The sequence below is a fragment of the Shimia sp. genome (assembly GCF_022448905.1).
Taxonomy (GTDB): domain Bacteria; phylum Pseudomonadota; class Alphaproteobacteria; order Rhodobacterales; family Rhodobacteraceae; genus Shimia.
This window is the reverse complement of sequence record NZ_JAKVCW010000006.1, coordinates 163,863-185,629: the sequence shown is the minus strand read 5'-3', so window position 1 is coordinate 185,629 and position 21,767 is coordinate 163,863. Positions and strand designations below refer to the sequence as shown.

The 21,767-nt window shown below is 58.4% G+C and carries 23 protein-coding genes; 11 read left to right on the top strand and 12 right to left on the bottom strand.

Going from position 1 to position 21,767, the window contains the following annotated elements; translation table 11 throughout:
* Positions 1 to 43: 43 nt before the first annotated feature.
* The 4 genes from MK208_RS09130 to MK208_RS09115 form a co-directional block, all read right to left on the bottom strand.
* Positions 44 to 802, bottom strand: coding sequence for a glycerophosphodiester phosphodiesterase family protein (locus MK208_RS09130; protein ID WP_294116082.1), 759 nt, complete (start codon positions 800 to 802; stop codon positions 44 to 46).
* 1 nt (position 803) lies between these two features.
* A complete protein-coding gene (locus MK208_RS09125) occupies positions 804 to 1,265 on the bottom strand; it encodes a RidA family protein (RefSeq protein WP_294116081.1) in 462 nt (153 codons plus the stop codon).
* 75 nt (positions 1,266 to 1,340) lie between these two features.
* Positions 1,341 to 2,645, bottom strand: a complete 1,305-nt coding sequence (locus tag MK208_RS09120; protein WP_294116080.1) for an HlyD family type I secretion periplasmic adaptor subunit — start codon at positions 2,643 to 2,645, stop codon at positions 1,341 to 1,343.
* Positions 2,642 to 4,375 carry a type I secretion system permease/ATPase gene (locus tag MK208_RS09115; protein ID WP_294116079.1) on the bottom strand — a complete coding sequence of 578 codons (1,734 nt, stop codon included), beginning with the start codon at positions 4,373 to 4,375 and terminating at the stop codon, positions 2,642 to 2,644. Before MK208_RS09115 ends, MK208_RS09120 begins: the two co-directional genes overlap by 4 nt.
* A gap of 215 nt (positions 4,376 to 4,590) precedes the next feature.
* Between MK208_RS09115 and MK208_RS09110 the strand changes: the two genes are divergently transcribed.
* Together MK208_RS09110 and MK208_RS09105 are read left to right on the top strand one after the other, a co-directional pair.
* Entirely contained in the window at positions 4,591 to 5,337 is a 747-nt protein-coding gene (locus tag MK208_RS09110; RefSeq protein ID WP_294116078.1) for a VacJ family lipoprotein, read from the top strand.
* Positions 5,324 to 5,932 (top strand): ABC transporter substrate-binding protein, encoded by a 609-nt coding sequence (locus MK208_RS09105; RefSeq protein WP_294116077.1) that lies wholly within the window; start codon positions 5,324 to 5,326, stop codon positions 5,930 to 5,932. The genes MK208_RS09110 and MK208_RS09105 overlap by 14 nt, the downstream gene beginning before the upstream one ends.
* 30 nt (positions 5,933 to 5,962) lie before the next feature.
* Here the strand turns inward: MK208_RS09105 and MK208_RS09100 are convergent, their stop codons facing one another.
* A complete protein-coding gene (locus tag MK208_RS09100) occupies positions 5,963 to 8,146 on the bottom strand; it encodes a transglycosylase domain-containing protein (RefSeq protein WP_294116076.1) in 2,184 nt (727 codons plus the stop codon).
* A 258-nt stretch (positions 8,147 to 8,404) separates the two neighbouring features.
* Here MK208_RS09100 and MK208_RS09095 point away from each other — a divergent pair, with 258 nt between their 5' ends.
* The 3 genes from MK208_RS09095 (at position 8,405) to MK208_RS09085 (ending at position 10,565) form a co-directional block, all read left to right on the top strand.
* Positions 8,405 to 8,743: a P-II family nitrogen regulator gene (locus MK208_RS09095; protein WP_058238401.1), complete on the top strand. Its 339-nt coding sequence runs from the start codon at positions 8,405 to 8,407 to the stop codon at positions 8,741 to 8,743.
* Between the two features lie 25 nt (positions 8,744 to 8,768).
* Complete coding sequence (locus MK208_RS09090; RefSeq protein ID WP_294116072.1) at positions 8,769 to 10,106, top strand: ammonium transporter; 1,338 nt, start codon at positions 8,769 to 8,771, stop codon at positions 10,104 to 10,106.
* 105 nt (positions 10,107 to 10,211) lie between these two features.
* Positions 10,212 to 10,565: a hypothetical protein gene (locus MK208_RS09085; RefSeq protein WP_294116071.1), complete on the top strand. Its 354-nt coding sequence runs from the start codon at positions 10,212 to 10,214 to the stop codon at positions 10,563 to 10,565.
* Between the two features lie 45 nt (positions 10,566 to 10,610).
* Here the strand turns inward: MK208_RS09085 and MK208_RS09080 are convergent, their stop codons facing one another.
* Together MK208_RS09080 and MK208_RS09075 are read right to left on the bottom strand one after the other, a co-directional pair.
* Positions 10,611 to 10,838: a DUF1150 family protein gene (locus MK208_RS09080; RefSeq protein ID WP_294116070.1), complete on the bottom strand. Its 228-nt coding sequence runs from the start codon at positions 10,836 to 10,838 to the stop codon at positions 10,611 to 10,613.
* Between the two features lie 3 nt (positions 10,839 to 10,841).
* Positions 10,842 to 11,252: an Hsp20 family protein gene (locus MK208_RS09075; protein WP_294116069.1), complete on the bottom strand. Its 411-nt coding sequence runs from the start codon at positions 11,250 to 11,252 to the stop codon at positions 10,842 to 10,844.
* A 209-nt stretch (positions 11,253 to 11,461) separates the two neighbouring features.
* Here MK208_RS09075 and MK208_RS09070 point away from each other — a divergent pair, with 209 nt between their 5' ends.
* Positions 11,462 to 11,686, top strand: a complete 225-nt coding sequence (locus tag MK208_RS09070) for a DUF465 domain-containing protein (protein WP_294116068.1) — start codon at positions 11,462 to 11,464, stop codon at positions 11,684 to 11,686.
* Positions 11,687 to 11,698: 12 nt separating this feature from the next.
* On the opposite strand, the gene MK208_RS09065 is transcribed toward MK208_RS09070, so the two are convergent.
* From MK208_RS09065 to MK208_RS09055, 3 genes are all read right to left on the bottom strand, one after another.
* Entirely contained in the window at positions 11,699 to 12,304 is a 606-nt protein-coding gene (locus MK208_RS09065) for an outer membrane lipoprotein carrier protein LolA (RefSeq protein WP_294116067.1), read from the bottom strand.
* 72 nt (positions 12,305 to 12,376) lie between these two features.
* Positions 12,377 to 15,307, bottom strand: coding sequence for a DNA translocase FtsK (locus MK208_RS09060; protein WP_294116065.1), 2,931 nt, complete (start codon positions 15,305 to 15,307; stop codon positions 12,377 to 12,379).
* A gap of 18 nt (positions 15,308 to 15,325) precedes the next feature.
* Entirely contained in the window at positions 15,326 to 16,507 is a 1,182-nt protein-coding gene (locus MK208_RS09055) for an aminotransferase class I/II-fold pyridoxal phosphate-dependent enzyme (RefSeq protein WP_294116063.1), read from the bottom strand.
* Between the two features lie 173 nt (positions 16,508 to 16,680).
* Between MK208_RS09055 and smpB the strand changes: the two genes are divergently transcribed.
* A complete protein-coding gene (gene smpB / locus MK208_RS09050; protein WP_294116263.1) occupies positions 16,681 to 17,160 on the top strand; it encodes an SsrA-binding protein SmpB in 480 nt (159 codons plus the stop codon).
* Here the strand turns inward: smpB and MK208_RS09045 are convergent.
* Positions 17,148 to 17,870 carry a hypothetical protein gene (locus tag MK208_RS09045; RefSeq protein WP_294116061.1) on the bottom strand — a complete coding sequence of 241 codons (723 nt, stop codon included), beginning with the start codon at positions 17,868 to 17,870 and terminating at the stop codon, positions 17,148 to 17,150. The genes smpB and MK208_RS09045 overlap by 13 nt on opposite strands.
* 165 nt (positions 17,871 to 18,035) lie before the next feature.
* Between MK208_RS09045 and sseA the strand changes: the two genes are divergently transcribed.
* The 3 genes from sseA to MK208_RS09030 all read left to right on the top strand — a co-directional run bounded on the left by sseA (position 18,036) and on the right by MK208_RS09030 (position 20,596).
* Positions 18,036 to 18,887 carry a 3-mercaptopyruvate sulfurtransferase gene (gene sseA / locus MK208_RS09040; protein WP_294116060.1) on the top strand — a complete coding sequence of 284 codons (852 nt, stop codon included), beginning with the start codon at positions 18,036 to 18,038 and terminating at the stop codon, positions 18,885 to 18,887.
* Positions 18,887 to 20,071 carry an amino acid aminotransferase gene (locus tag MK208_RS09035; protein WP_294116059.1) on the top strand — a complete coding sequence of 395 codons (1,185 nt, stop codon included), beginning with the start codon at positions 18,887 to 18,889 and terminating at the stop codon, positions 20,069 to 20,071. Before sseA ends, MK208_RS09035 begins: the two co-directional genes overlap by 1 nt.
* A 66-nt stretch (positions 20,072 to 20,137) precedes the next feature.
* Positions 20,138 to 20,596: a GAF domain-containing protein gene (locus MK208_RS09030; protein ID WP_294116058.1), complete on the top strand. Its 459-nt coding sequence runs from the start codon at positions 20,138 to 20,140 to the stop codon at positions 20,594 to 20,596.
* Here MK208_RS09030 and MK208_RS09025 read toward each other — a convergent pair.
* Positions 20,593 to 21,246: an RluA family pseudouridine synthase gene (locus tag MK208_RS09025; RefSeq protein WP_294116057.1), complete on the bottom strand. Its 654-nt coding sequence runs from the start codon at positions 21,244 to 21,246 to the stop codon at positions 20,593 to 20,595. The two genes, MK208_RS09030 and MK208_RS09025, sit on opposite strands and share 4 nt — an antisense overlap.
* 108 nt (positions 21,247 to 21,354) lie before the next feature.
* Here MK208_RS09025 and MK208_RS09020 point away from each other — a divergent pair, with 108 nt between their 5' ends.
* Positions 21,355 to 21,765 carry a nuclear transport factor 2 family protein gene (locus MK208_RS09020; RefSeq protein WP_294116056.1) on the top strand — a complete coding sequence of 137 codons (411 nt, stop codon included), beginning with the start codon at positions 21,355 to 21,357 and terminating at the stop codon, positions 21,763 to 21,765.
* Positions 21,766 to 21,767: the final 2 nt, after the last annotated feature.

Below are 21,767 nucleotides of genomic sequence, written 5' to 3'. Positions count from 1 at the left end.
ACGATGGTGGGCGCGAGACAAATCACTTTTAGGGCAGCCAATTCTAGCTGCCCTCTGGCACGTAGCCTTCAAAAGTGACGTTGTCGACGATCTGGCGTGCCGCTTGCTCCTGCTTGGCCGACGTCACAGTCCAGCACAGGATATTGGCACCGCGCGCCTTGAGTCGTGCAACTTCGGCCGATTGCAGATCATCAACACTATGACTGATAAAACAGGCGCCAACGTCGTCATAATCCGGGATCGCACGCAGGCGGGCGCGGACCGCTTCAGGCAGGAGCGGCCAGTCCTCGTCTCGGAAGGGATCGGTGGTCAAACCACGGGGCACATCAGGGGCAAGATCGCGCAAGGCAGCCACGCTATTTGGATTGAACGACATGAAGGCCAAGGGGCCGGCGTACCCCTGCACAGCCTCAGCAGCAGAGGCTTCAAGCGTGCCGACATTGGGCCCCATGATGCCGTCTTGGTCCTTAAACTCCACCAACAGCGGCACGCGGCCTGCGATCAGGTCAAGCACTTCGGCGAAGGTGGGAATGCCTTCATCCCCGCCAATCAACGGAATCGCGCCCAGCGCCGCTGCCGTGTGTTGGCGAATGGCCCCCTTGGCGTCGGCCAGGCGCTGCAATTGGTAGTCATGGAAGGCCATGGCCACACCGTCGGCGGACAGTTGCAGGTCAATTTCAATGCAAAAACCCTGCGCTATGGCCGCCTCAATGGCCGCCCGGCTGTTTTCCGGGCGGCCTTGAGTGACGTCATGCAGGGCCCGATGCGCGATGGGCGCATCAAAGAACCGTTTGTCGAGCATGTCAGGCGATCTGGAAGATGCCTTCGATTTCCACGGCCACGCCAAACGGCAAGGAGCCAGCAGAGACCGCAGACCGGGCATGGCGGCCTTTGTCGCCCAGCGCCTCCACCATAAAATCGGATGCGCCGTTGATGACTTTCGGTTGATCGGTGAAGTCAGGCGTGGAGTTCACGAAGCCCACCAGCTTGACCACCTGCACCAGACGATCAATGTCCCCGCCACAGGCCGCTTTCAGGGCAGCCAAAAGGCCCACCGCGCAAGTGCGCGCGGCGGCCACGCCTTCCTCAGTAGTCAGGTCTGCACCGACTTTGCCAGTGGTGAACCCTGCTTCAGTCATCGAGATTTGACCGGAGACATAGACCATGTCGCCCACAACCACGTAAGGCACGTAGTTGGCCGCAGGGGCGGCCACGTCCGGCAGTGTAATTCCCAGTTCTTTCAGGCGTGCTTCGATCGCGCTCATCACGTGCTCTCCATATGCGATGTTTGCGCTGACGCTAGACCGCGAAATGGGAATTGAAAAGCGTGAAATGCAGGCTCAGCTTTCTCGGAAGGCTCTGACGAAATAATCGGTCAAAGGCTTGGTGAGATACTCCCAAGGGGTTCGGTCCCGCGTGCGGAAAAACGCATCCACAGGCATGCCCGGCACAAGCGAGGCTTCGGCCGGCAGTTTTTCCACTTCGCCGTCTAGCAATTCAATTTCCGCCTTATAAAAGGACCCACCGGTTTGATCATCCTGAAAGGCGTCTGCTGAGACATGCACCACGCTGCCCTCCAGATCAGGCGTTGTGCGTTGATCAAAGGCGGAGAATTTAAGGGTGACAGACTGGCCCGGATAGACTTGATCCACATGAATGGTGGGCACCTGTACTGCCGCGACCAGCGGGCGGTCCTGAGGCACGATGTACATCAGCGGCTCAGCCGGTTGGATGACCGATTGGGAGGCGAACACCTGTAGGCCGTAAACCAGACCGGCCACCGGGGCACGGATGTCGAGGTTTTCAATTTTCGAAATCAAGTGACGGCGACGCTCAGACAGCTCCAACTCACGATAGCGCAGGTCCCGCAGCGTTGTTATCGCCTCTTCGCGGCGCGAACTGCCGAGTGCCAAAGCCTCGATTTCAATTTCAGTGACGCGCCCTTCAGCCTGTGCGCGATTGGCCTGCAACTCACCTACGCGGCCAGCGAGGTTGGCCTCTTCGCGGCGTAGCGCCAGAACGCGGGTGGCTTGCGCAAGGCCTTTGTCAAGCAGCGCCTGCTGGTCTTTGAGTTCCGCCTTAATCAGATCAAGCTGCTGTGTGAGGGCGACATTTTGGGCGTCGATGCCAACAATCTGGCTTTGGATTTGCGCCTTGCGCTTGGCCAATTGATCGAGGTTTTTGTTGAGCGTGTCGGCGCGGGCGGCAAACAGGCGGCTTTGACCTGTCATCAAGCCAGCGGCCTCTTGCGAGGTTTCCGCGATCTCCACCAAGGCGGGGTCAAAGACAATGTCCTGCGCTTCGTCGCGTTCCGCTTCGAGCCGTCCACGGCGGGCCATAAGCTCCCAAAGCTGGCCTTCGGTCACGGTGAGTTCCAGCGTAAGTTCGGCTTCGTCGAGCTGCATCAGGATCTGGCCCGGCTCGACGCGGTCACCTTCCTCCACCTTGATGTCCGTGACCACGCCGCCATCAATGTGCTGCACGATCTGACGGTTACGGTCCACCTCAACCCGGCCGGAGGTAACGATGGCCCCGGCGATCTCTGTGCCCACGGCCCAGGCCCCAAAGCCAATCACCAAGGTTGCTAGCGCAATGCCGCCAATCCACAGCGGCTTGCGCGCGCTCCATGCTTTCTCTGTGCTCATTGTACGCCTCCCGGACCGATAGAGTTGCGGACCTCATTGTGGTTGCGCAGCACTTCCTTGAGCACTTCGTCTTTGGGACCAAAGCTACGTTTCTGGCCCTGTTCCACCACCAAGAGCTTGTCACATTCCTGAATGGCAGCCGGGCGGTGCGCCATGATCAGCACGCTTTTGCCCTCACGTTTCATGTTCCGGATCGCGGCGTTGAGCGCCATGGACCCTTCGTTATCGAGGTTGGAGTTCGGCTCATCCAGCACCAGGATCACGGGATCGGAATACATCGCGCGCGCAAGGCCAATACGCTGTAGCTGCCCACCGGACAGTCGCCCGCCGTGGGCGGCGACCTGGGTTTCGTACCCATCCGGCAGCTTCAGGATCATTTCGTGTGCATCCGCTTTTTGGGCGGCGGCGACGATTTTTTCAGCTGGCGCGTCTTTTTCCAGACGGGCGATGTTTTCCGCAATGGTGCCGTCAAACAGTTCCACGCGCTGTGGCAGATAGCCAATGTAGCGGCCCAGTGCGGCCGGATCGTATTGCTCCAGCGAGGCCCCATCGAGGCGGATTTTGCCACCTGCAGGGCGCCACACGCCGGTAATTGCCTTGGCCAAAGTGGATTTGCCGGCACCGGACGAGCCAATCACGCCAATTGCTTCGCCGGGATTTACGTCAAAGGCCATCATCCGTAATGTGGCTTGTGACTCGCCTGGGGGCACGATGGTGACCTGTTGCAATTGCAGCTTGGCCGCCGGTGTGGGCAATTCGGTGCGCGGCTGTACTGGCGACACCGTGCCCAGAAGCTCCGCAAGGCTGTTCCAGCCTTTGCGCGCGCGTTGCACGACAGCCCATTGGTTCACGGCCAATTCGATTGGCGCCAGCGCGCGGCCCAACAAGATAGAGCCGGCAATCATGGCACCGGGGGTGATTTCGCCTTCCAGCACCAGATAAGCACCGAGTCCCAGCATGGCGGATTGTAGAAACAAGCGGAACGTTTTGATCGAGGTGGTAAAGCCACCGCCCACGTCCGCGGTGTTCATGGTTTCCTGAAGCGACATGCGGCGTACGGTTTTCCAACGCTCAAAAGCCGCATTGCGCATGCCAAGAGCGGAGACCAGCTCTGCCTCGGACTGCAACTGCGCCGACATGCGGTTGGCGTTATGGGTCGCGGCCAGCATGCGCTCGTTATGGCGTCGGGTGGCCAGTTGGTTAAACACAGCGGCTAGAATCAGCATTGTGCCGCCAACGATGGCCAGCAGCCCCAACCAGGGATGGAACAGGGCAATGCCAAAAAAGAACAGCGGCGCCCAGGGCATGTCAAAGACAGAGGTCAAAACCGGTGAGGTCAACAGCCGTTGCACCGACTCCAGATCCTGAAGCGCCGTTTCCGAGCCGGTAGATTTTCCCAGCGACGCCCGGCGCAGAGACGCATCAAAGACCCGCTGATCCAAGGCATCCTGAAACCGCGCTCCAACACGGGCCATGATCCGGCCGCGGGCAAAATCGATCAGCCCCATCAGGCCGTAGAGGAACATCACCAGAAGCGACAAAGCAAAAAGCGTTTCCCGAGAGCCACTTCCCAGCACCCGATCATACACTTGCAGCATATAGAGCGGTCCGGTGAGCATCAGAAGGTTTACGAAAAAACTGAACACCGCAACGGTCCAGTAAAGGCCGCGACTTTGTGCCCGGACGGAGCGAAGTTCCTGCAAACCGCGTTCTTTAGCTTGTGTGGTCATCAAACGGTCCCTGTATGCCGGACTAGTCCACAAACATGTGATGTCCGGCGTTCTTGTGCCTGTTAAGCGGTCAGGCTTATGTTCCCAAACTGCCACATCATGTGACGAACATCACTATGACATTGGGGTAAGCAATCGATTAATCTAAATGGTGGAGTGTTGTGGCGAATTGAAAGACGTGTGGTAGCCTTTTGAAACTTGTTCCCAAGAATTTGTTGCGAAGCATTGTACTGACCCTTTGCGTCAGCACAACCCTAACGGCATGCGCAAAATCGGACCTCCCGCCCACGGGCATCCATGATCCAAATGAAGCGGCCAACCGGCGCATCCATGAGTTCAACAAACGTGTCGATACGATCTTGCTGTCGCCCGCGTCCAACGGCTACGGCACCATCATTCCGAGGCCGGTGCGCACTGGTGTGTCCAACTTTGCCGACCATTTGTCGCTGCCCAACGATGTGATCAACAACACCTTGCAAGGCAAGATACCGGAAGCGGGCTCGTCTCTGTTTCGCTTTGTATTCAACTCCACATTTGGCATTGCGGGTCTGTTTGACCCTGCGTCTGCGGCTGGCATGGAGCGCCATGACACCGACTTTGGCGAGACATTGCATGTCTGGGGCGCCGGTGAAGGGGCCTACACCGAGATGCCATTCTTTGGGCCCTCCACAACCCGTGATGCCTATGGCTTTGCCGTTGACATTATGTTGGACCCGTTCTTTGTCGTGGTCCGGGAACCCACGCGCTATATCGGCGGCGTGGCCTATGTCGTGAACAAGATGGGCGAGCGCTATGAGTATGACGCGACCGTCGACTCGATCCTCTACGACAGCGCTGACAGCTATGCGCAGGCACGTATTCTTTACCTGCAAAACCGCCGCTTCCGTCTTGGAAATCAGGGCGAAGAGACCTATGTCGATCCGGAATTTGACCCGTATGAGGATCCCTATGCAGATTTCTAAGCTGACCCGACGCAATTTCGTCGCCCTGTCTGCCGCTGCTGGTGCGGTGGCGACTTTGCCCACTTCTGCCTTTGCGCTCAACGATGCGCAGGCCAAAGCACTGATCGACAAAGCGGTTGCCGACATCAACAAGGTGATCTCTTCCGGCAAGTCGCTGGACCGGATGATCAAGGACTTTGAGAAAATCTTTGTGAAGTATGGTGACGTGAGCATCATTGCCCGCTCCGCGCTTGGCCCGGATGCGCGCAGCCTGAGCAAAAGCCAGCTGAACAGCTACACCAAGGCGTTTCAGGGCTATATCTCCCGCAAATATGGCAAACGCTTTAACGAATTTGTTGGTGGCAAAGTGGAAGTGACCGGCTCTCGTCCGGTCAAGAGCTTCTATGAGGTGAGCGCCAAAGTGACCCTGCGAGGACAAAAGCCGTTTCAGGTGGCGTTTTTAGTGTCCGACAAGTCCGGCAAGAACAAGTTCTTTGATCTGATCATCGAAGGCATCAGCCTGCGCCTGTCTGAGAAGGCAGAGATTGGCGCGATGCTGGATCGCCGCAAAGGCGACATCAATGGGCTGATTCAGGACCTCAAGAAAGCGGGCTAAGCGCCCCTTTTAGACACGAGGCAGGCGGGATCAGTTCCCGCCGCCAAAGATGTCGCGCAGGATGCCATTCACGACATCATCGATCCCCTGTCCTTTGCGCTGACGATTTCCACCTGTCTGTGCCGGCCTTTTCTGAGGCACTGGCGTGAAGGCTGGCAGAGGTGTTGGCGTCAGACCCTCATGCACACGCACCATGGCCTCGCGCCAGATTTCCGCAGGCAGACCGCCACCGGTAACCCCGGTCAGCGGCGTGTTGTCGTCATAGCCCATCCAGACACCAGCGACATATTCATTGGTGAAGCCAATGAACCAGGCATCGCGAGCTGCTTGTGTGGTGCCCGTTTTACCGGCCACCTGCCAGCCGTCCATTTTGGCGCGTCCGCCAGTGCCTTCGCTGACCACTTTTTCCATCATCCAGATGAGTTCCCGCGCAGCGGCGTCTGAGATCACCCGCTCACCAATACCGCCGCCGGTGCCCATCAGGGCGTTGTCTTCTCCCAACAGGCGCAGTTCAACGAGGCCGTAAGGCGTCACGGAGGAGCCGCCGTTGAGGATCCCGGCATAGGCGCCGGTCATTTCCAGCAGGCTGCTTTCTGATGCGCCCAGCGCAAGCGCCGGGCCTGCGGCCAGATCGCTTTCAATGCCAAACATACTGGCCACGGTGCGGACGTTTTCGCGCCCTGCCTTCTCAGAGACTTTCACGGCTGGAATATTGAGCGAATTCATCAGAGCAAAAGTCAGCGAGACTTCGCCGTAGTGTTTGCCAGTGTAGTTCTTGGGGCACCATTGTCCGGACCCGGCGATGTTGAGGCAATAAGGTTCGTCCACAACGCTATCATCGTAATGCCCCCCCAACTCCAGAGCGGTTGCATAAACAAAGGGTTTGAACGCACTGCCGGTTTGTCGCTTGGCCTGTGTGGCGCGGTTGAAGGCACCAGAGACTTTGGTTTTGCGACCGCCGACCATCGCGCGCACGGCACCATCGGCGGACATAACCACAATGGCCGCTTGAGCTTTGGAGCCTTCCCGCACCTTGTTTTCAAACACCCACTTCAGGCCATCTTCCGCAGCCTTTTGGATGCGCGGATCCATGGTGGTTTTCAGGATCACATCTTCAGTGGTGTTGCGGGTGAAGAACTCTGGACCGGAGGACATAACCCAATCGGCAAAGTAGCCGCCCGCCTTTGCTTCGGCCGCCTTGGACAGGGTTGCAGGGTTGGTTTGATAATATTTGGTGTCCTTGTCGGACAGGTAGTCCTGCTCATTCATCAGACGCAGAATTGTGGCAGCGCGGTCCTGGGAGCGCTGCAAGTTTGCTGTGGGCGCAAGAGAGGACGGCGCAGTCAAGAGACCGGCAATCATAGCGCCCTCGGCCGGTGTTAGATTGGCGGCAGGTTTGCCAAAGTAGCGCTGAGACGCGGCCTCAGCTCCGTAAGCGCCGCCGCCCATATAGGCGCGGTTGAGGTAGACGGAGAGGATTTCATCCTTGGTGTATTTGACCTCCATCGCCATGGCGTAGATAGCTTCTTTCACCTTCCGCCCCAAAGAGCCGCGACGGCAATCGCGCACATATTCGGCTTCGCTTTCCCATTCGCTGGCGTCGTATTCCACGCCAAGACACAGAAGTTTTGCCGTCTGCTGGGTCAATGTGGAGCCGCCGTGACCGGACAATGGCCCCCGACCTTCGCTCAGGTTAATGCGCACAGCACTGGCAATGCCACGGGGACTAACGCCGAAGTGGCGATAGAAGCGTTTGTCCTCGGTGGCGATGACCGCGTTTTTGAGGTGTTTAGACACGGTGTCCGCGGTCACAACGCCGCCAAACTGGTCCCCGCGCCAAGCAAAGACCTTGTCGTCACGGTCCAGCAACGTGACCGAGCCGCGCGCGCGGCCATCCAGCAACTCGTCTACCTCAGGCAAGGTCGCATAGACATAGGTCACAGCCAAGCCAACCATGATGCCGATCACCACGGAGGTGCGCCAGACAACGGTCCAGATCAGGCGCAGGATCCAGCGGATGATATTACTGAAGAACCGGACAATGGGATTGCGCGACTGTTTGCGCGGACGCTTCGGGGCCGCCTTACGTCGGGCAGGACGCTTTGGGGCAGGCTTGGCTTTGGATTTGGTCGGCTTGCGCGCGGGTTTGGCGGATTTGCGCGAGTAGCGCTTGTCCGCCACCAAAGGTGGTTTCCGACGTCTTGAATCACTCATGATCTGCCCACTGCCCGGGATGTTCTTTTGGGGCATTTTAACCTGTGTGCCCCCCGATGTAGACCCACCGAAGCGGTCAAATCCGTTCTTTTGATGCCCAATTTTCGCGCAAATTAACCTTTGTGCCCATTTTTTCACCTCTCAAACTAAATTTTTGCCCAAAAACCAGCCTCGAATCTTCGTTTTTCAGGCCCTGCCGCGTTTTTCTGCAGGTGCAAATTCGCGGGGCACTCCCCGCACCGCCAAAAGGGGAACAAGGTGAAACTGATTATCGCAACGATCAAACCGTTCAAGCTGGAGGAGGTCCGCGAGGCGCTGACCGACATCGGCGTGCGCGGCATGATGGTCACTGAAATTAAGGGCTTCGGCTCCCAATCCGGCCACACTGAAATCTATCGCGGCGCAGAATACGCGGTGAATTTCGTGCCTAAGGTCAAACTCGAACTCGTGGTTGCCGCCAATATGGCCGATCAGGTGGTCGAAACCATCACCAAAACCGCTCAGACCGGCAAGATCGGTGACGGAAAAATCTTCGTGCTGGACGTGCAGCAAGCCATTCGCGTGCGCACCGGCGAAACGGATGCAGACGCCATCTAAGGCGCCGCAAGGAAGGAATACACTGATGAATACCCTCGCAAAACTGGCCCTGCCCGCCGCGCTGATCGCGCTGCCGAGCCTAGGCCTGGCCGAAGAAGGTCCGGTGCCGGGCGTGAATGCCTCCACCGACACTGTCTTTATTCTTAACTCTCTGCTGTTCCTTGTGGGTGGCTTCCTCGTGTTCTGGATGGCGGCAGGCTTCGCCATGCTGGAAGCGGGGCTTGTCCGCTCCAAAAACGTGACCATGCAGCTGATCAAGAACATCTCTTTGTTCTCGCTCGCAGCCATCTTCTACTACCTGATCGGCTACAACCTGATGTACCCGCTGGGCACATGGTCTGTGGACGGCATCCTGTCCGGCGTCTGGGGCCCCGGTGTTCTGGAAGCGGTTGGTGTCACCTCTGATGCGGCGGATGACTACTCCTACGCCTCCACCGGTTCCGACTTCTTCTTCCAGCTGATGTTCTGTGCCACCACCGCGTCCATCGTGTCCGGTACTCTGGCAGAGCGTATCAAGCTGTGGCCATTCCTGATCTTCACGATCGTTCTGACCGCCGTGATCTACCCACTGCAGGCGTCCTGGAAATGGGGCGGCGGCTTCTTGGATGCAGCTGGCTTCCTGGACTTCGCGGGTTCGACCGTTGTGCACTCCGTAGGTGGCTGGGCCGCTCTGACCGGCGCCATCATCCTCGGCCCACGTATCGGCAAGTACAACAAAGAAGGCCGTACCGTGCCAATCCCAGGCTCCAACCTGACGCTCGCCACTCTGGGTACATTCATCCTGTGGCTCGGCTGGTTCGGCTTCAACGGCGGCTCGCAGCTGGCAATGGGCACCGTGGGTGACGTTGCAGACGTGTCCCGCATCTTTGCCAACACCAACACAGCGGCAGCAGGCGGCGCAATCGCAGCTCTGATCCTGACCCAGATCATGTACAAAAAGCCTGACCTGACCATGGTTTTGAACGGCGCACTGGCCGGCCTCGTGTCCATCACTGCAGAGCCGCTGACCCCGTCCCTGGGCGCAGCAACTCTGATCGGTGCAGTTGGCGGCGTGATCGTGGTCTTCGCGGTTCCATTCCTGGACAAGCTGAAAATCGACGACGTGGTTGGCGCCATCCCGGTGCACCTGATCGCCGGCATCTGGGGCACCATCGCGGTTGTGTTCACCAACGGTGACGCGTCCCTCGGCACCCAGCTCTACGCCATCGTTGTGGTCGGGCTCTTCACCGTGGTTGTCTCTGCAATCGTCTGGTTCATCCTGAAAGCCACCATGGGTCTGCGGGTTGACGAAGAGACCGAGATCAACGGTTTGGACATGGCAGAACTGGGCATGGAAGCCTACCCAGAGTTCTCCAAAGGCTAAACAGCCCCAAGAGACACGAAAATTTGACCCGGGCCATCGCGGCCCGGGTTTCTTTTTGTCAGGTAAAACCACGACAGTGAGACGCCGGGCTGCTACCCTCCCAACATGCGATATTTTGTTGTACCGATAGTTTTTGCCGCGAAGACGGCGCTGGCCGATCCGGCCCAGATCACCGATGTGAAAGCCACCCAAAGCGATGCAGGCTGGCGGTTTGATGTCACCCTTGAACATCCGGACACAGGCTGGGACCATTATGCAGATGGCTGGCGCATTGAGACTGAAAACGGTCAAGTGCTTGGCACGCGGGTTTTGGCGCACCCTCACGTAAACGAGCAGCCGTTTACCCGCAGCCTATCCCGCGTTTGGATCCCACCGGAAATCACCACGATCCATGTGCGCAGCAAGTGCAATCTGGATGGGTGGGGCGAGGACACGGTAGCCGTATCCCTAAACGAATGAAGGCGCCAAACGGCGCCCTCCAATTACTCAGAATGTGCGGCGTGCTTAGTGCACGGTCACTGGCGAATAGTTGTTCTGGCGCGCCAGAACAAAGGCCAAGCCGCGCTCTTTCACCAGTGCCAGCCGCTCACCATCTGTGGCGTGCACTGCAAACAGGGTTTCGGCCCCGTCCGCTTCTTCCTGCATCTCTTCGGGCAGGTCGGACACCATGACCTCACGCACATAGACGGTGCGATCATCGGTGAAATGGGTCAGCAGGTCAACATTATGCATGGGTTATCCTTTCTTGATTTGGATCGTCTGAACAACTGTCTCTGGCCGCGCGTGGGATAGATCGATGTGCAACAGGCCGTTTTCCATCGACGCTTCGCCCACTTCGACGCCGTCGGCGAGCACAAAGCTGCGCTGAAATTGGCGAGAGGCGATACCTCGGTGCAGGAACACCCGCTCGCTCGCGTCATCAGAGGAGCGGCCACGGATCACCAATTGGCGATCTTCCACCGTGATGCTCAGATCCTCCTCGCGAAAGCCAGCGACAGCCAGCGTGATGCGATAGGCATAGTCTGCGGTTTGTTCGATGTTAAAGGGCGGGTAGCCTTCGGAGGACTTGGCGGTCCGTTCCAAAAGGCGTTCGAGCTGTTCAAAGCCCAGCATGTGGGGGTGAGACCCCAAAGATAGTTTGGTCATCGACACGTCCTTGTGCAAAGCGACAGTCCGCACAAAGATCCCTTTCTGGCAACCAATGTGCCTTTTGAATATGGGGCAGCCTGACCTGTGCTGCAAGTGTCGCGCTATCGAATGCTAAACAAGGTCTCAAAAAAATGGACAAATCGCCTTCTTTTCAGCGGGCGCGGAAAGCCCTATCTTAGGAGTCCGCTTAGGCTAAGGACCCAAAGATGAACGCCACCACTGATCTCGCAATGAAAACCGACGACGTTTTGCGTGTCGAGTTGGAGGTGTTCAAGCAGGAACACCGCGATCTTGATGAGGCGATCAACGCCTTGGTGGATCGTGGCACCGGCGATCAGTTGACGATCCAGCGGTTGAAGAAGCAGAAGCTGCGCCTGAAAGACATTATCTCGCGGATTGAAGACCGGCTGACGCCGGACATCATTGCCTAAGCGCTCCGAAGATCAGCGGCGGCGCTTGCTGCGCTCCGTATCAATGTCAAACAAAGCCCGCGGGTAGCTCATACCGGTTTCGGTATCACCCAGGCGAATTGTGGTGCGCCCGCCGTGCGCATCCTGAATCACCCATTCATCAAGCGTGACCGGCGAGGCGGAGAACTTCATCTGAATGCGGCCAATGTCGGGATTCTTGGGATCCTGCGCCGTCACAATGGTGTGCTTACCGTCGTAGGTATGGCCAATTACAGCGTTGGCGGACTGCAGGTTCACTTTGCGGGCGAGAATAATGGACAAGGGCGTGCGGCCCAAAGGGTAGGTCTCCGGGGCGCCTTTGGCACGATTGTCAAAGATCGCGACGGCATTATTGGACGCCAGAACCAAAGCTTTTTGCGGCGGGTCATATTCAAAGCGCATCTTGCCGGGGCGCTGGATAAACAGAGTGCCGGTTTGCACTGAGCCATCATCGGAAATCTGCATGAAGTCAGATTTCGCGGTTTTCAGGGTGTTGAAATAGTTGCTGATCTGATTGAGCGAGAGTTTTTCCGCCATGGCGGGCATGGCAGTGGCCAGAGACAGAATCGCAGCGGTGGCAATGGTTTTGAGTTTGGTCATAGGTTCAATATAGGGGCGCTTGGCCCGCTTACCCTGATACGCGTTACAAAAAAATTTGATTGGACCTGAGCATCACTGCTCAGGCACCAGGATTTCCCGTTTGCCCACATGGTTGGCTGGGCTGACAAGGCCCTCTTCTTCCATCTGCTCCACAAGACGCGCGGCTTTGTTGTAGCCAATCGCCAGCTTGCGCTGGATGTAGGAGGTTGAGCATTTGCGGTCCTGAATGACAATCGCCACAGCGGAGTCATAAAGCGCATCTTCGCCGTTGGTGTTTCCGCCGGTGTTCAGGCCCAGCACGGCGTCGATGTTGTCTGCCTTGTCGTCAGCCGGACCGTCGATCACACCACCGATGTACTCTGGCGGGCCAAAGCTCTTGAGGTGGTTTACAATCTCTTCGACTTCCTCGTCGCTCACAAACGGACCATGGCAGCGGGTGATCTTGGCACCACCGGCCATGTAGAGCATGTCGCCCATGCCCAGGAGCTGTTCCGCGCCCATTTCGCCGAGGATCGTCCGGCTGTCGATTTTCGACGTCACCTGGAAGGAAATCCGGGTCGGGAAGTTGGCTTTGATGGTGCCGGTGATCACGTCCACGGACGGACGTTGGGTCGCCATGATCAGGTGGATGCCGGAGGCCCGCGCCATTTGCGCTAGACGCTGGATGCAGGCTTCGATCTCTTTGCCCGCGACCATCATCAGGTCGGCCATCTCGTCGACGATGACGACGATGTAGGGCATTTTCTCCGGGATAATCTCTTCGGTCTCAAACACAGGTTCACCGGTGTCATCGTCAAAGCCGGTTTGCACCGTGCGGGAGAAAGTCTCGCCTTTGGCCAGCGCATCCGCCACGCGGCTGTTGTAGCCGTCGATGTTGCGCACGCCCATTTTGGACATTTTGCGATAACGCTCTTCCATCTCGCCCACGACCCATTTCAGAGCGACAACCGCCTTTTTCGGATCGGTCACAACCGGAGAGAGCAGGTGCGGAATGCCGTCATAGACCGACAGTTCGAGCATTTTCGGGTCGATCATGATCAGCCGGCACTCGTCCGGTGTCAGACGGTAGAGCAACGACAGGATCATGGTGTTGATCGCCACGGATTTACCGGAGCCGGTGGTCCCAGCGATCAGCAGGTGCGGCATCTTTGCGAGGTTGGCCACAACGGGGTCGCCGCCAATGTCTTTCCCCAGCGCCAACGGCAGCTTCATGTTGCTGTCGCCAAAGTCGCGGGCAGCGAGGATCTCGCGCAGCACCACTTTTTCGCGGTTTTCGTTAGGCAGTTCGATACCGATCACCGAGCGGCCCGGCACCGTGGAAACACGGGCAGACAGTGCCGACATGGAGCGGGCGATGTCGTCGGACAGGCCAATGACACGGCTTGCTTTGAGGCCGGGCGCAGGCTCCAGCTCATACATGGTCACAACCGGACCGGGGCGCACGGAGACGATTTCGCCTTTGACGCCGTAGTCATCCAGCACGGACTCCAGCATGCGCGCGTTTTCTTCCAACGCGTCGTCAGAGAGGTGATGGCGCTGAATTTCCAACGGGTTCTCCAGCAGGCCCAGTGGAGGAAGCTCAAACTCGGAATGGGTTTCTTCAAAAGCCAGCGATGGCTGCGCCTCGGCTTTGGCGCGGGTCGAAGGTTGCACGGTTTTGTTGACCCGTGGCTGCACAACCTTTTTGGGTTCCGGCGTTGGAATCGGCGCCATGCGCGGCTGTTGCGGCACAGATTGTGACACAGGTTCCACCATGGGCGCTGGCTCCATCGCGACAGGCTCTGCAAACGGCGCGGCCGCAGGTGAAATTGTCGGCGCTGCGGCTGCAGGTGTGGCGACAGGTGCGGAGAGCGGCGGTTCTGCGCGGGTCAGGATCGGACCTGCAGTCAGCGGCGGTTCCGCTTGCAGTGGCACATGATGCTCTTCCGGGCCTTCATCCAGCAACAACGGATCCGGACCACGCCCGCGACCCTTGGTCAGCGGTTTGTCAGAATGTAGCTCTGGCGGAGCAATTGCCGCGCCACGGCGCGCTCGAGTGCGCATCACGTCAGCGATCTTGGCACTGATCCGCTCTTCTTCGGGCTTCACGTCCCAATCATCGGCAAAAACGTTTTCGACCAGCTCAGGCTCCGGCATGGGCTCCGGCGCAGGGTCTGCCCGCTTGATCAGGGTAGGCATGCGCAGGCGCGGTTTGGGACGCTCGTCTTCAACCGGAACGTAAGGCTCATCCACCACATCTTCGACCAGGCTTTCTTCTTCCCAAGCAGCCTGCTCTGCCGCGTAATGCGCCTGCGCCTCTTCGCGGCGTTCAACACGGCGGGCCTGCGCGGATTTGGCGGCATGCACGGCACCGGTGGCACCACGGCCCAGGAGACGCATGATGGCGTCATAGGTCAGCACAAGGCCAATCATGAAACGGCGGGCCATATTGCCAAGCTCATTGCGGGTGAAGCCAAGTACAAAGGCGCTGGAGAGCACAAACACCACACCAGCCAGCATGGACATGAGCTTCACACCGGACTGCGCACCGATAGGCAAGATGGTCAGCAGCGCACCGGTGATGGTGTCGCCAAACAGACCGCCTAGGCCAAACGCGTGAATCCATTCAGCTCCAGGCGCGAGCGTTGACGCATAGATCGATGCCAAAGCCAACATGATCGGCGCAAAGATGATCCGGCTTTGCGCGCGTTCTTCGCCAAAGTGGAAAGCAAAACGCACACCCCAAACACCCAGGATCAGTGGCAAACCAAAGCTGCCCCAGCCCACGATGATGAACAGCGGCGCTGCGATGGATGCGCCAAGGCGGCCCAGCAGGTTTTCTACCGGGGCATCAGTCACGGAGATCCAGCTGGGATCGGTGGGCGAATACGACAGGATCGTCGCTGCCAGCAACAGCGCCACAACGATCAGCGCGATGCCAATGAGCTCTTTGCCGCGTTTTTCCACTGCGGCCTGGGTTGCGCTATCCAACAAGGGTCCGCGTCCGCGCGCTTGATATGCCATGATCCACCTCGTTTATTCTTATCCGTAGAGGCAGTTACGCAGCTTGGTCAGCGCGTCTGCCACTTCGTTTTTTGGAGCCACTAGTGCAACCCGGATATATCCTTTGCCGGGGTTTTCCCCGTTCACGTCGCGGCTCAGATAGGCGCCGGGCAACACCCTGATACCCGTTTCTGTCCACGCTTTGATCGCGGCCGCCTCACCGTCTTCGACCGGAATCCATAGGAAGAACCCTGCGTCTGGGCTTTTGTAGCCTGGCACGTCCGCAAAGATTTCGTCGGCTACGTCAAACTTCTCCGCATAAAGGCGGCGGTTTTCGACCACATGAGCCTCGTCGTTCCAGACTTTTTCAGCCGCCTTTTGCAGCGGCAGCGGCAGCGGCGCACCGGAATAGGCACGCAGTTGCTTGATGCGACGCAGGCTTTCCGGGCCACCGGCAACAAAACCGGAGCGAAGACCTGGCAGGTTGCTGCGCTTGCTCAGCGAATGGAAAATCAACAGGCGCTCTGGGTCAGCGCCCACTTCCTTGGCCACCTCAAGCGCACCGGGAGGTGGTGTTTCACGATAGATTTCCGAGTAGCACTCATCGGCAAAAATCTGGAATTCGTGTTTTTCGGCCAGCGCAATCAACGCTTTCCAATAATCGCGATCTGCCACCGCGCCCTGCGGATTGGCCGGGGAACAGACGTAGGCGATAGAGACGCGGTTAAGATCCTCGTCCGATAGAGAGGCGATGTCAGGCAGGTGACCGCTGGCGTCGGTTGCAGGCACAAAGCGCGCTTCAGCACCCACGGACTGCGCGGCTACAGCATAAACCTGATAAAACGGATTTGGCGTGAGGATCAGCGGTTGCTGTCCGTTTTTCTGCTCCGGGCACAGCGCCATGGCCGCGTTGTACAGACCTTCGCGGGTACCATTGAGCGCCATGACTTGCGTAGACGCGTCTACTTTCACGCCATATCGGCGGTAAATCCAGCCGGCAATTGCGGCTTGTAGCTCGGGGGCCCCATCATTGGGGGGATAGCGGTTAAAACCCTCGGCATGCGCAACAATTTCATCCGTCACCCAAGAAGGGAACGGATGTTTGGGCTCGCCAATGGTCATATACACCACCGGGCCGCCAGGCTCCAAATGGTCAATGAGCGCCCGCAGGCGCGGAAACGCATAAGCCGGTAGGTTCGAGAACCGCTCGGGGAAAGTCATATTCGTACTGCCTCAATATCGGGATCATTGCGCCCCGTTTTGTCCCAAGTTACCCAAAGGCTTGAGATGCGTCTACTAAAATGCCGTCCAATTTTGGGCTTGTGTCCTCTGCGCCACCCTCCGCTTTGCCGCCCATGGACACTGCTGCGCGGGCGCGCTATGCCACGTGCATTATGGCCAAGAAGCAAAAGAACTCTGATCCGAATTACAAAGTGATCGCCGAAAACCGGCGGGCACGGTTTGACTATGCCATCGATGACGACATCGAGGTGGGCATTGTCTTGTCAGGGTCTGAGGTGAAGTCTTTGCGGGAGAAATCCGGTAACATCGCAGAGAGCTATGCGGCTGTGGAAGACGGCGAGCTGTGGTTGGTGAACTCCTACATTGCGCCGTATGAGCGGGCTATGTTCCCGCATTTAGAGCGGCGCAAACGCAAACTTTTGGTCAGCAAAAAACAGCTGTCTGATCTGTGGAATGCCACCCAACGCAAAGGTATGACGCTGGTGCCGATGGTGATGTACTTCAATCACAAAGGCTTTGTGAAAATGAAGATTGGCATCGCCAAGGGTAAGAAAAACCACGACAAGCGAGCGGCAGACGCCAAGCGCGACTGGGGTCGCCAGAAGCAGCGCCTGCTACGTCACGGCGAATAGATCTCTTCGTAAGCTTGCAGCCACATCTGATCGATCTCAGCGATTTTGCTTGGATCGATCTTGTGGGCGATTTTCCAATACCGACCGCTTGGTGCATCGTAGTCCAGCGCCGCTTCGGCCCGCTGGATTTTATCAACCGCAAACACGGGGCGCACCACTGGCGCCGCGATGTCGCGCAGTTGAGCCACATGGAACCGCTCATACGGCAGCACACTGTCCAAGCGGGACAGGTTCACACATTGGCAGCCGTGATAGGCCGCAATGAGACCCAAGCGCGCGGCTTTGGCCTCCAAACTTTGTAACGAGACGTCTTCACGCAGCGGATCGGCCGTCCCGGTTCCATAGAAATGCGTGTGGCCCACCGTGGGGTAAACCATGTCGCAACCGATAAAGGCCAAAACCTTGGGGCGAAAAGCGCCAAGTGCCCAATAGGCGGCGGTGAACGCCATGGTCCCACCGGCAAACAAAACCCCACCAAAAACGTTGTTCTGCGGGACGTAGCTTTGATAGGTGACTTCGACCTGATCTTCGGTTTTGCTGGGCGGATGGCGCTGTTCAGGGAAGTCTTCCGGATGAATAAAATGGCTCCAGTCGTCGCGCACCCGCCACGCGTTGTTAAGCACCACCAAGTGGTCAAACATGTCGCGAGACCAGCTTTGCGCCTCCGTTGCATTGGGACCGCTGCCCAAAATCACCACCACGTCCTGCATCAATTCTTCCCTGTTCGCTCTTCTTATTTACGAACCAAGCGGCGTGTCAGTTCAAGGAAATTGCGCAAAGGGCCTCATTACTTTGTCGTGTGTTGCGAGGCCACTCTTGCCTCTCGACCACACCGGTTGTAGGCAATGACACAGACGTGACAGAAGAGGGATAACATGTCCGACGATCCCAAAACGCTTGTTTCGACCGAGTGGTTGGCCGCTCATCTCAAAGACCCAGATTTGCGCATTTTGGATGCCTCTTGGTACCTTCCGGACATGGGGCGGAATGGCCGCGAAGAGTTTGCCGACGTGCATATTCCCGGCGCGCGCTTCTTTGACATTGACGATATTTCCGACGGGCGCAGCGACCTGCCGCATATGGTGCCGCCGGTTGAAAAATTCATGTCCCGCCTGCGCGCTATGGGTGTGGGTGACGGACATCAGATTGTGGTCTACGACGGAAACGGCATTTTCTCTGCGGCGCGTGTCTGGTGGCTATTCAAGCTGATGGGGCAGAAAGACGTGGCCGTGCTCGATGGCGGACTGCCGAAGTGGATTGCCGAAGGGCGCCCAACGGATGACATGCCACCGGTGATCCGCGACCGCCACATGACCGTGCGCCGCCAAAACCACATGGTGCGGGACGTGACGCAGGTGTCCCACGCGGCCAAACTGGCCGATCACGAGATCATCGACGCCCGCGGGCCGTCGCGCTTTGCTGGCGCGGAGCCGGAGCCGCGCGCGGGTCTGCGCGCCGGGCATATCCCGGGCAGCAAAAACGTGCACTACGCCACCCTGCTCGACAACGGGGTGATGAAGTCACCCGAAGAGCTGCGTGCGGTGTTTGAAGCCGCCGATATTGACCTTTCCAAACCCGCCATCACAACCTGTGGCTCCGGTGTGACAGCCGCGATCCTGTGCCTTGCGATGGAGCGGTTCGGCAAGACCGACCATTCCCTTTATGATGGATCATGGGCCGAATGGGGGGCCTTCCCCACCCTGCCCGTAGCAACCGGAGAAGCGTGATGCTCACCAACCTCAAAGAGCAGCCCAAAGACAAAATTCTCGGCCTGATGGCCATGTACCGCGACGACCCACGTCCCACCAAAGTGGATCTGGGAGTGGGCGTGTACAAAAACGCCGAAGGGGTGACCCCGGTGATGCGTGCCGTGAAGGCCGCTGAGCGCAAGATCATCGAAGAGCAGACCTCCAAAGCATACACAGGCCTGGCCGGGGATCCGGCCTATGCCGATGCGATGATCGACATGTTGCTGGCCGGTGCCGTAGAGCGCGACCGTTTGGCAGCTGTGGCCACGCCCGGTGGCACCGGCGCGATCCGTCAGGCGTTTGAGTTGATCAAAATGGCCAACCCGAAGGCGCGTGTGTTTGTGTCTGATCCAACCTGGCCAAACCACGTCAGCATTCTGGGCTATCTGGGCATCGAAATGGTGAAGTACCGCTATTTTGACGACGAGACCCGTGGCGTGAACTTCGCGGGTATGATGGAAGATCTGGCAGATGTGACCAGCGACGACGTTGTGCTGCTGCACGGCTGCTGCCACAATCCAACTGGCGCCAACTTGAACCTGACACAGTGGCAGGAAGTTGTGGACCTGATCAACGAAAAGGGCTGCACGCCGATGATCGATATTGCCTATCAAGGCTTTGGCGATGGTCTTGAAGAGGACGCGGCGGCAACCCGGTTGGTGGCAAAATCTGTGCCAGAGCTGCTGATCGCGGCGTCTTGCTCCAAGAACTTTGGCATCTACCGTGAGCGCACCGGTCTGTTGATTGCGATGAGCGAGAAGGCGGAGAACACCGCGGTGACTCAGGGCAACCTTAACCACCTGAACCGTCAGAACTTCTCCTTCCCGCCGGATCACGGCGCGCGGGTTGTGACCACGATCCTAACCGACCCTGAGCTGAAAGCGGACTGGATGGCGGAGTTGGAAGAGACCCGTTTGGGCATGCTGGCCCTGCGTGAGCAACTGGCGAGCGAATTGCAGCGCCTGTCTGGCTCCGACCGTTTTGGCTTCCTGGCGCAGCACCGGGGCATGTTCTCTCGTCTGGGTACCACGCCGGATCTGGTGGAAAAAATTCGCGTGGACAATGCGATCTACATGGTGGGCGACAGCCGCATGAATATTGCGGGCCTGAACGCCCACACCGTGCCGGTTCTGGCGAAAGCCATCGTGGACGCAGGCGTTTAAGCGCCCCATCTATTCAGTCGCGCGCGGGGCCTGCCTTGCGCGCGATTTTTCTTTTGAGGTTTTGCCATGCGCATCGACTACACCACCCTGTCCAAAACCATTGCCTCGCTGACGGAGGGCGAAACCGATGCGGTGGCGCTCATGGCGACCGTGGCCTGCGAAGTGCATCACGCGGATGATCGCTTTGATTGGACCGGGTTTTACCGCGTGGTGGCGCCGGAACTGCTTAAGATTGGGCCGTACCAAGGTGGCCACGGCTGTTTGGTGATCCCCTTTGCGCGTGGCGTTTGCGGCGCGGCGGCGCGGACGGGTGAGGTGCAGCTGGTGCCAGATGTAGACGCGTTTCCGGGGCACATTGCCTGTGCTTCCTCAACCCGGTCTGAGCTGGTGCTGCCGGTCTGGAACGGCGCTGGTGAGTTGCTGGGCGTGTTTGACATCGACAGCGATCAGCCCGACGCGTTTACGCAGGAAGACGCGGATCAGATGGCCGAGATCTTGGCCGCGACTTTCAAAGACGCGGCCTAAAACGGCGCTTTGGCGCGGAAAGACATGCCTTTGCCGCTTTCGGGGTGATTGATGCGCAGCTCTTCTGAGTGCAGCATCAAGCGCTCGAAATCGCGTGCCTCCCCCTCGGCATAAAGTGGGTCCCCTAGGATCACATGGCCCAGCGCGAGCATGTGCACACGTAGCTGGTGGCTGCGCCCAGTTTTGGGGGTCAGCCGCACCCGAGTTTCATTGCCTTTGACCTTCAACACCCGCCAATCGGTGATCGCAGGTTTGCCGTTTTCATGGTCCACCATCTGACGTGGACGGTTGGGCCAATCGACGATCAGCGGCAAATCCACTGTGCCGGTTTTCTCAGCCACCTTCCCCCAGACGCGGGCCACATAGGTTTTCTTGGTTTTGCGCTCTTCAAACTGTTTGGACAGGTTGCGCTGCGCATGGGGTGTGAGGCCAAAAACCATCACGCCAGACGTATCGCGGTCCAGACGATGCACCAGAAGCGCCGTGGGAAACGCCGCCTGCACGCGGGTCAGAAGGCAATCCGCCAGATGCTCGCCCCGCCCCGGCACCGACAACAGGCCGGACGGTTTGTCTACCACCACGATATCGCTGTCCTCATGCAAGACAACAAGCGGGTCCGTCGGCGGGTCATATGGTGTGATCTCTGTCATGGCGCCCGACATAGGGCTTTGGCAGGCGCGCGGCAACCCGACGTCAACCTTGAGTTACGCGCGGGGATGGGCAGGCTGTCTTTAACGAGAATTGAGGGAGAGGACCCCATGCACCCAACAATCGTGCGCATGCAGGAGGTTGTTGCCAAAGGCAACGAGGAGGACATCAAGGGCCTGCTGGCGGAGGACGCCACGTTTCAACCGCCGACCTATTGGGCGACTTGGACTGGGCGGGACGCCGTTGCCGCTGTGTTGGGACATGTGGGACAGGTGTTCAGTGAGTTCCGCTATCGCCGCGTGATGGGGGATGGGAATGACTGGGCCTTGGAGTTTCAATGCAAAGTTGGCGATTTGGACTGTGTCGGTGTCGACCTGATCACCTTGAACGAAGCCGGTGACATTCAGCATTTTGAGGTGGTCATGCGACCCTACAAAACAATCGGCGCGCTGCGCGAAGCGATGAACAAGCGGGTGATGACGGATGTGCGGTTTCTCAAGTTCAAAGATGCCATGAGCTGAGC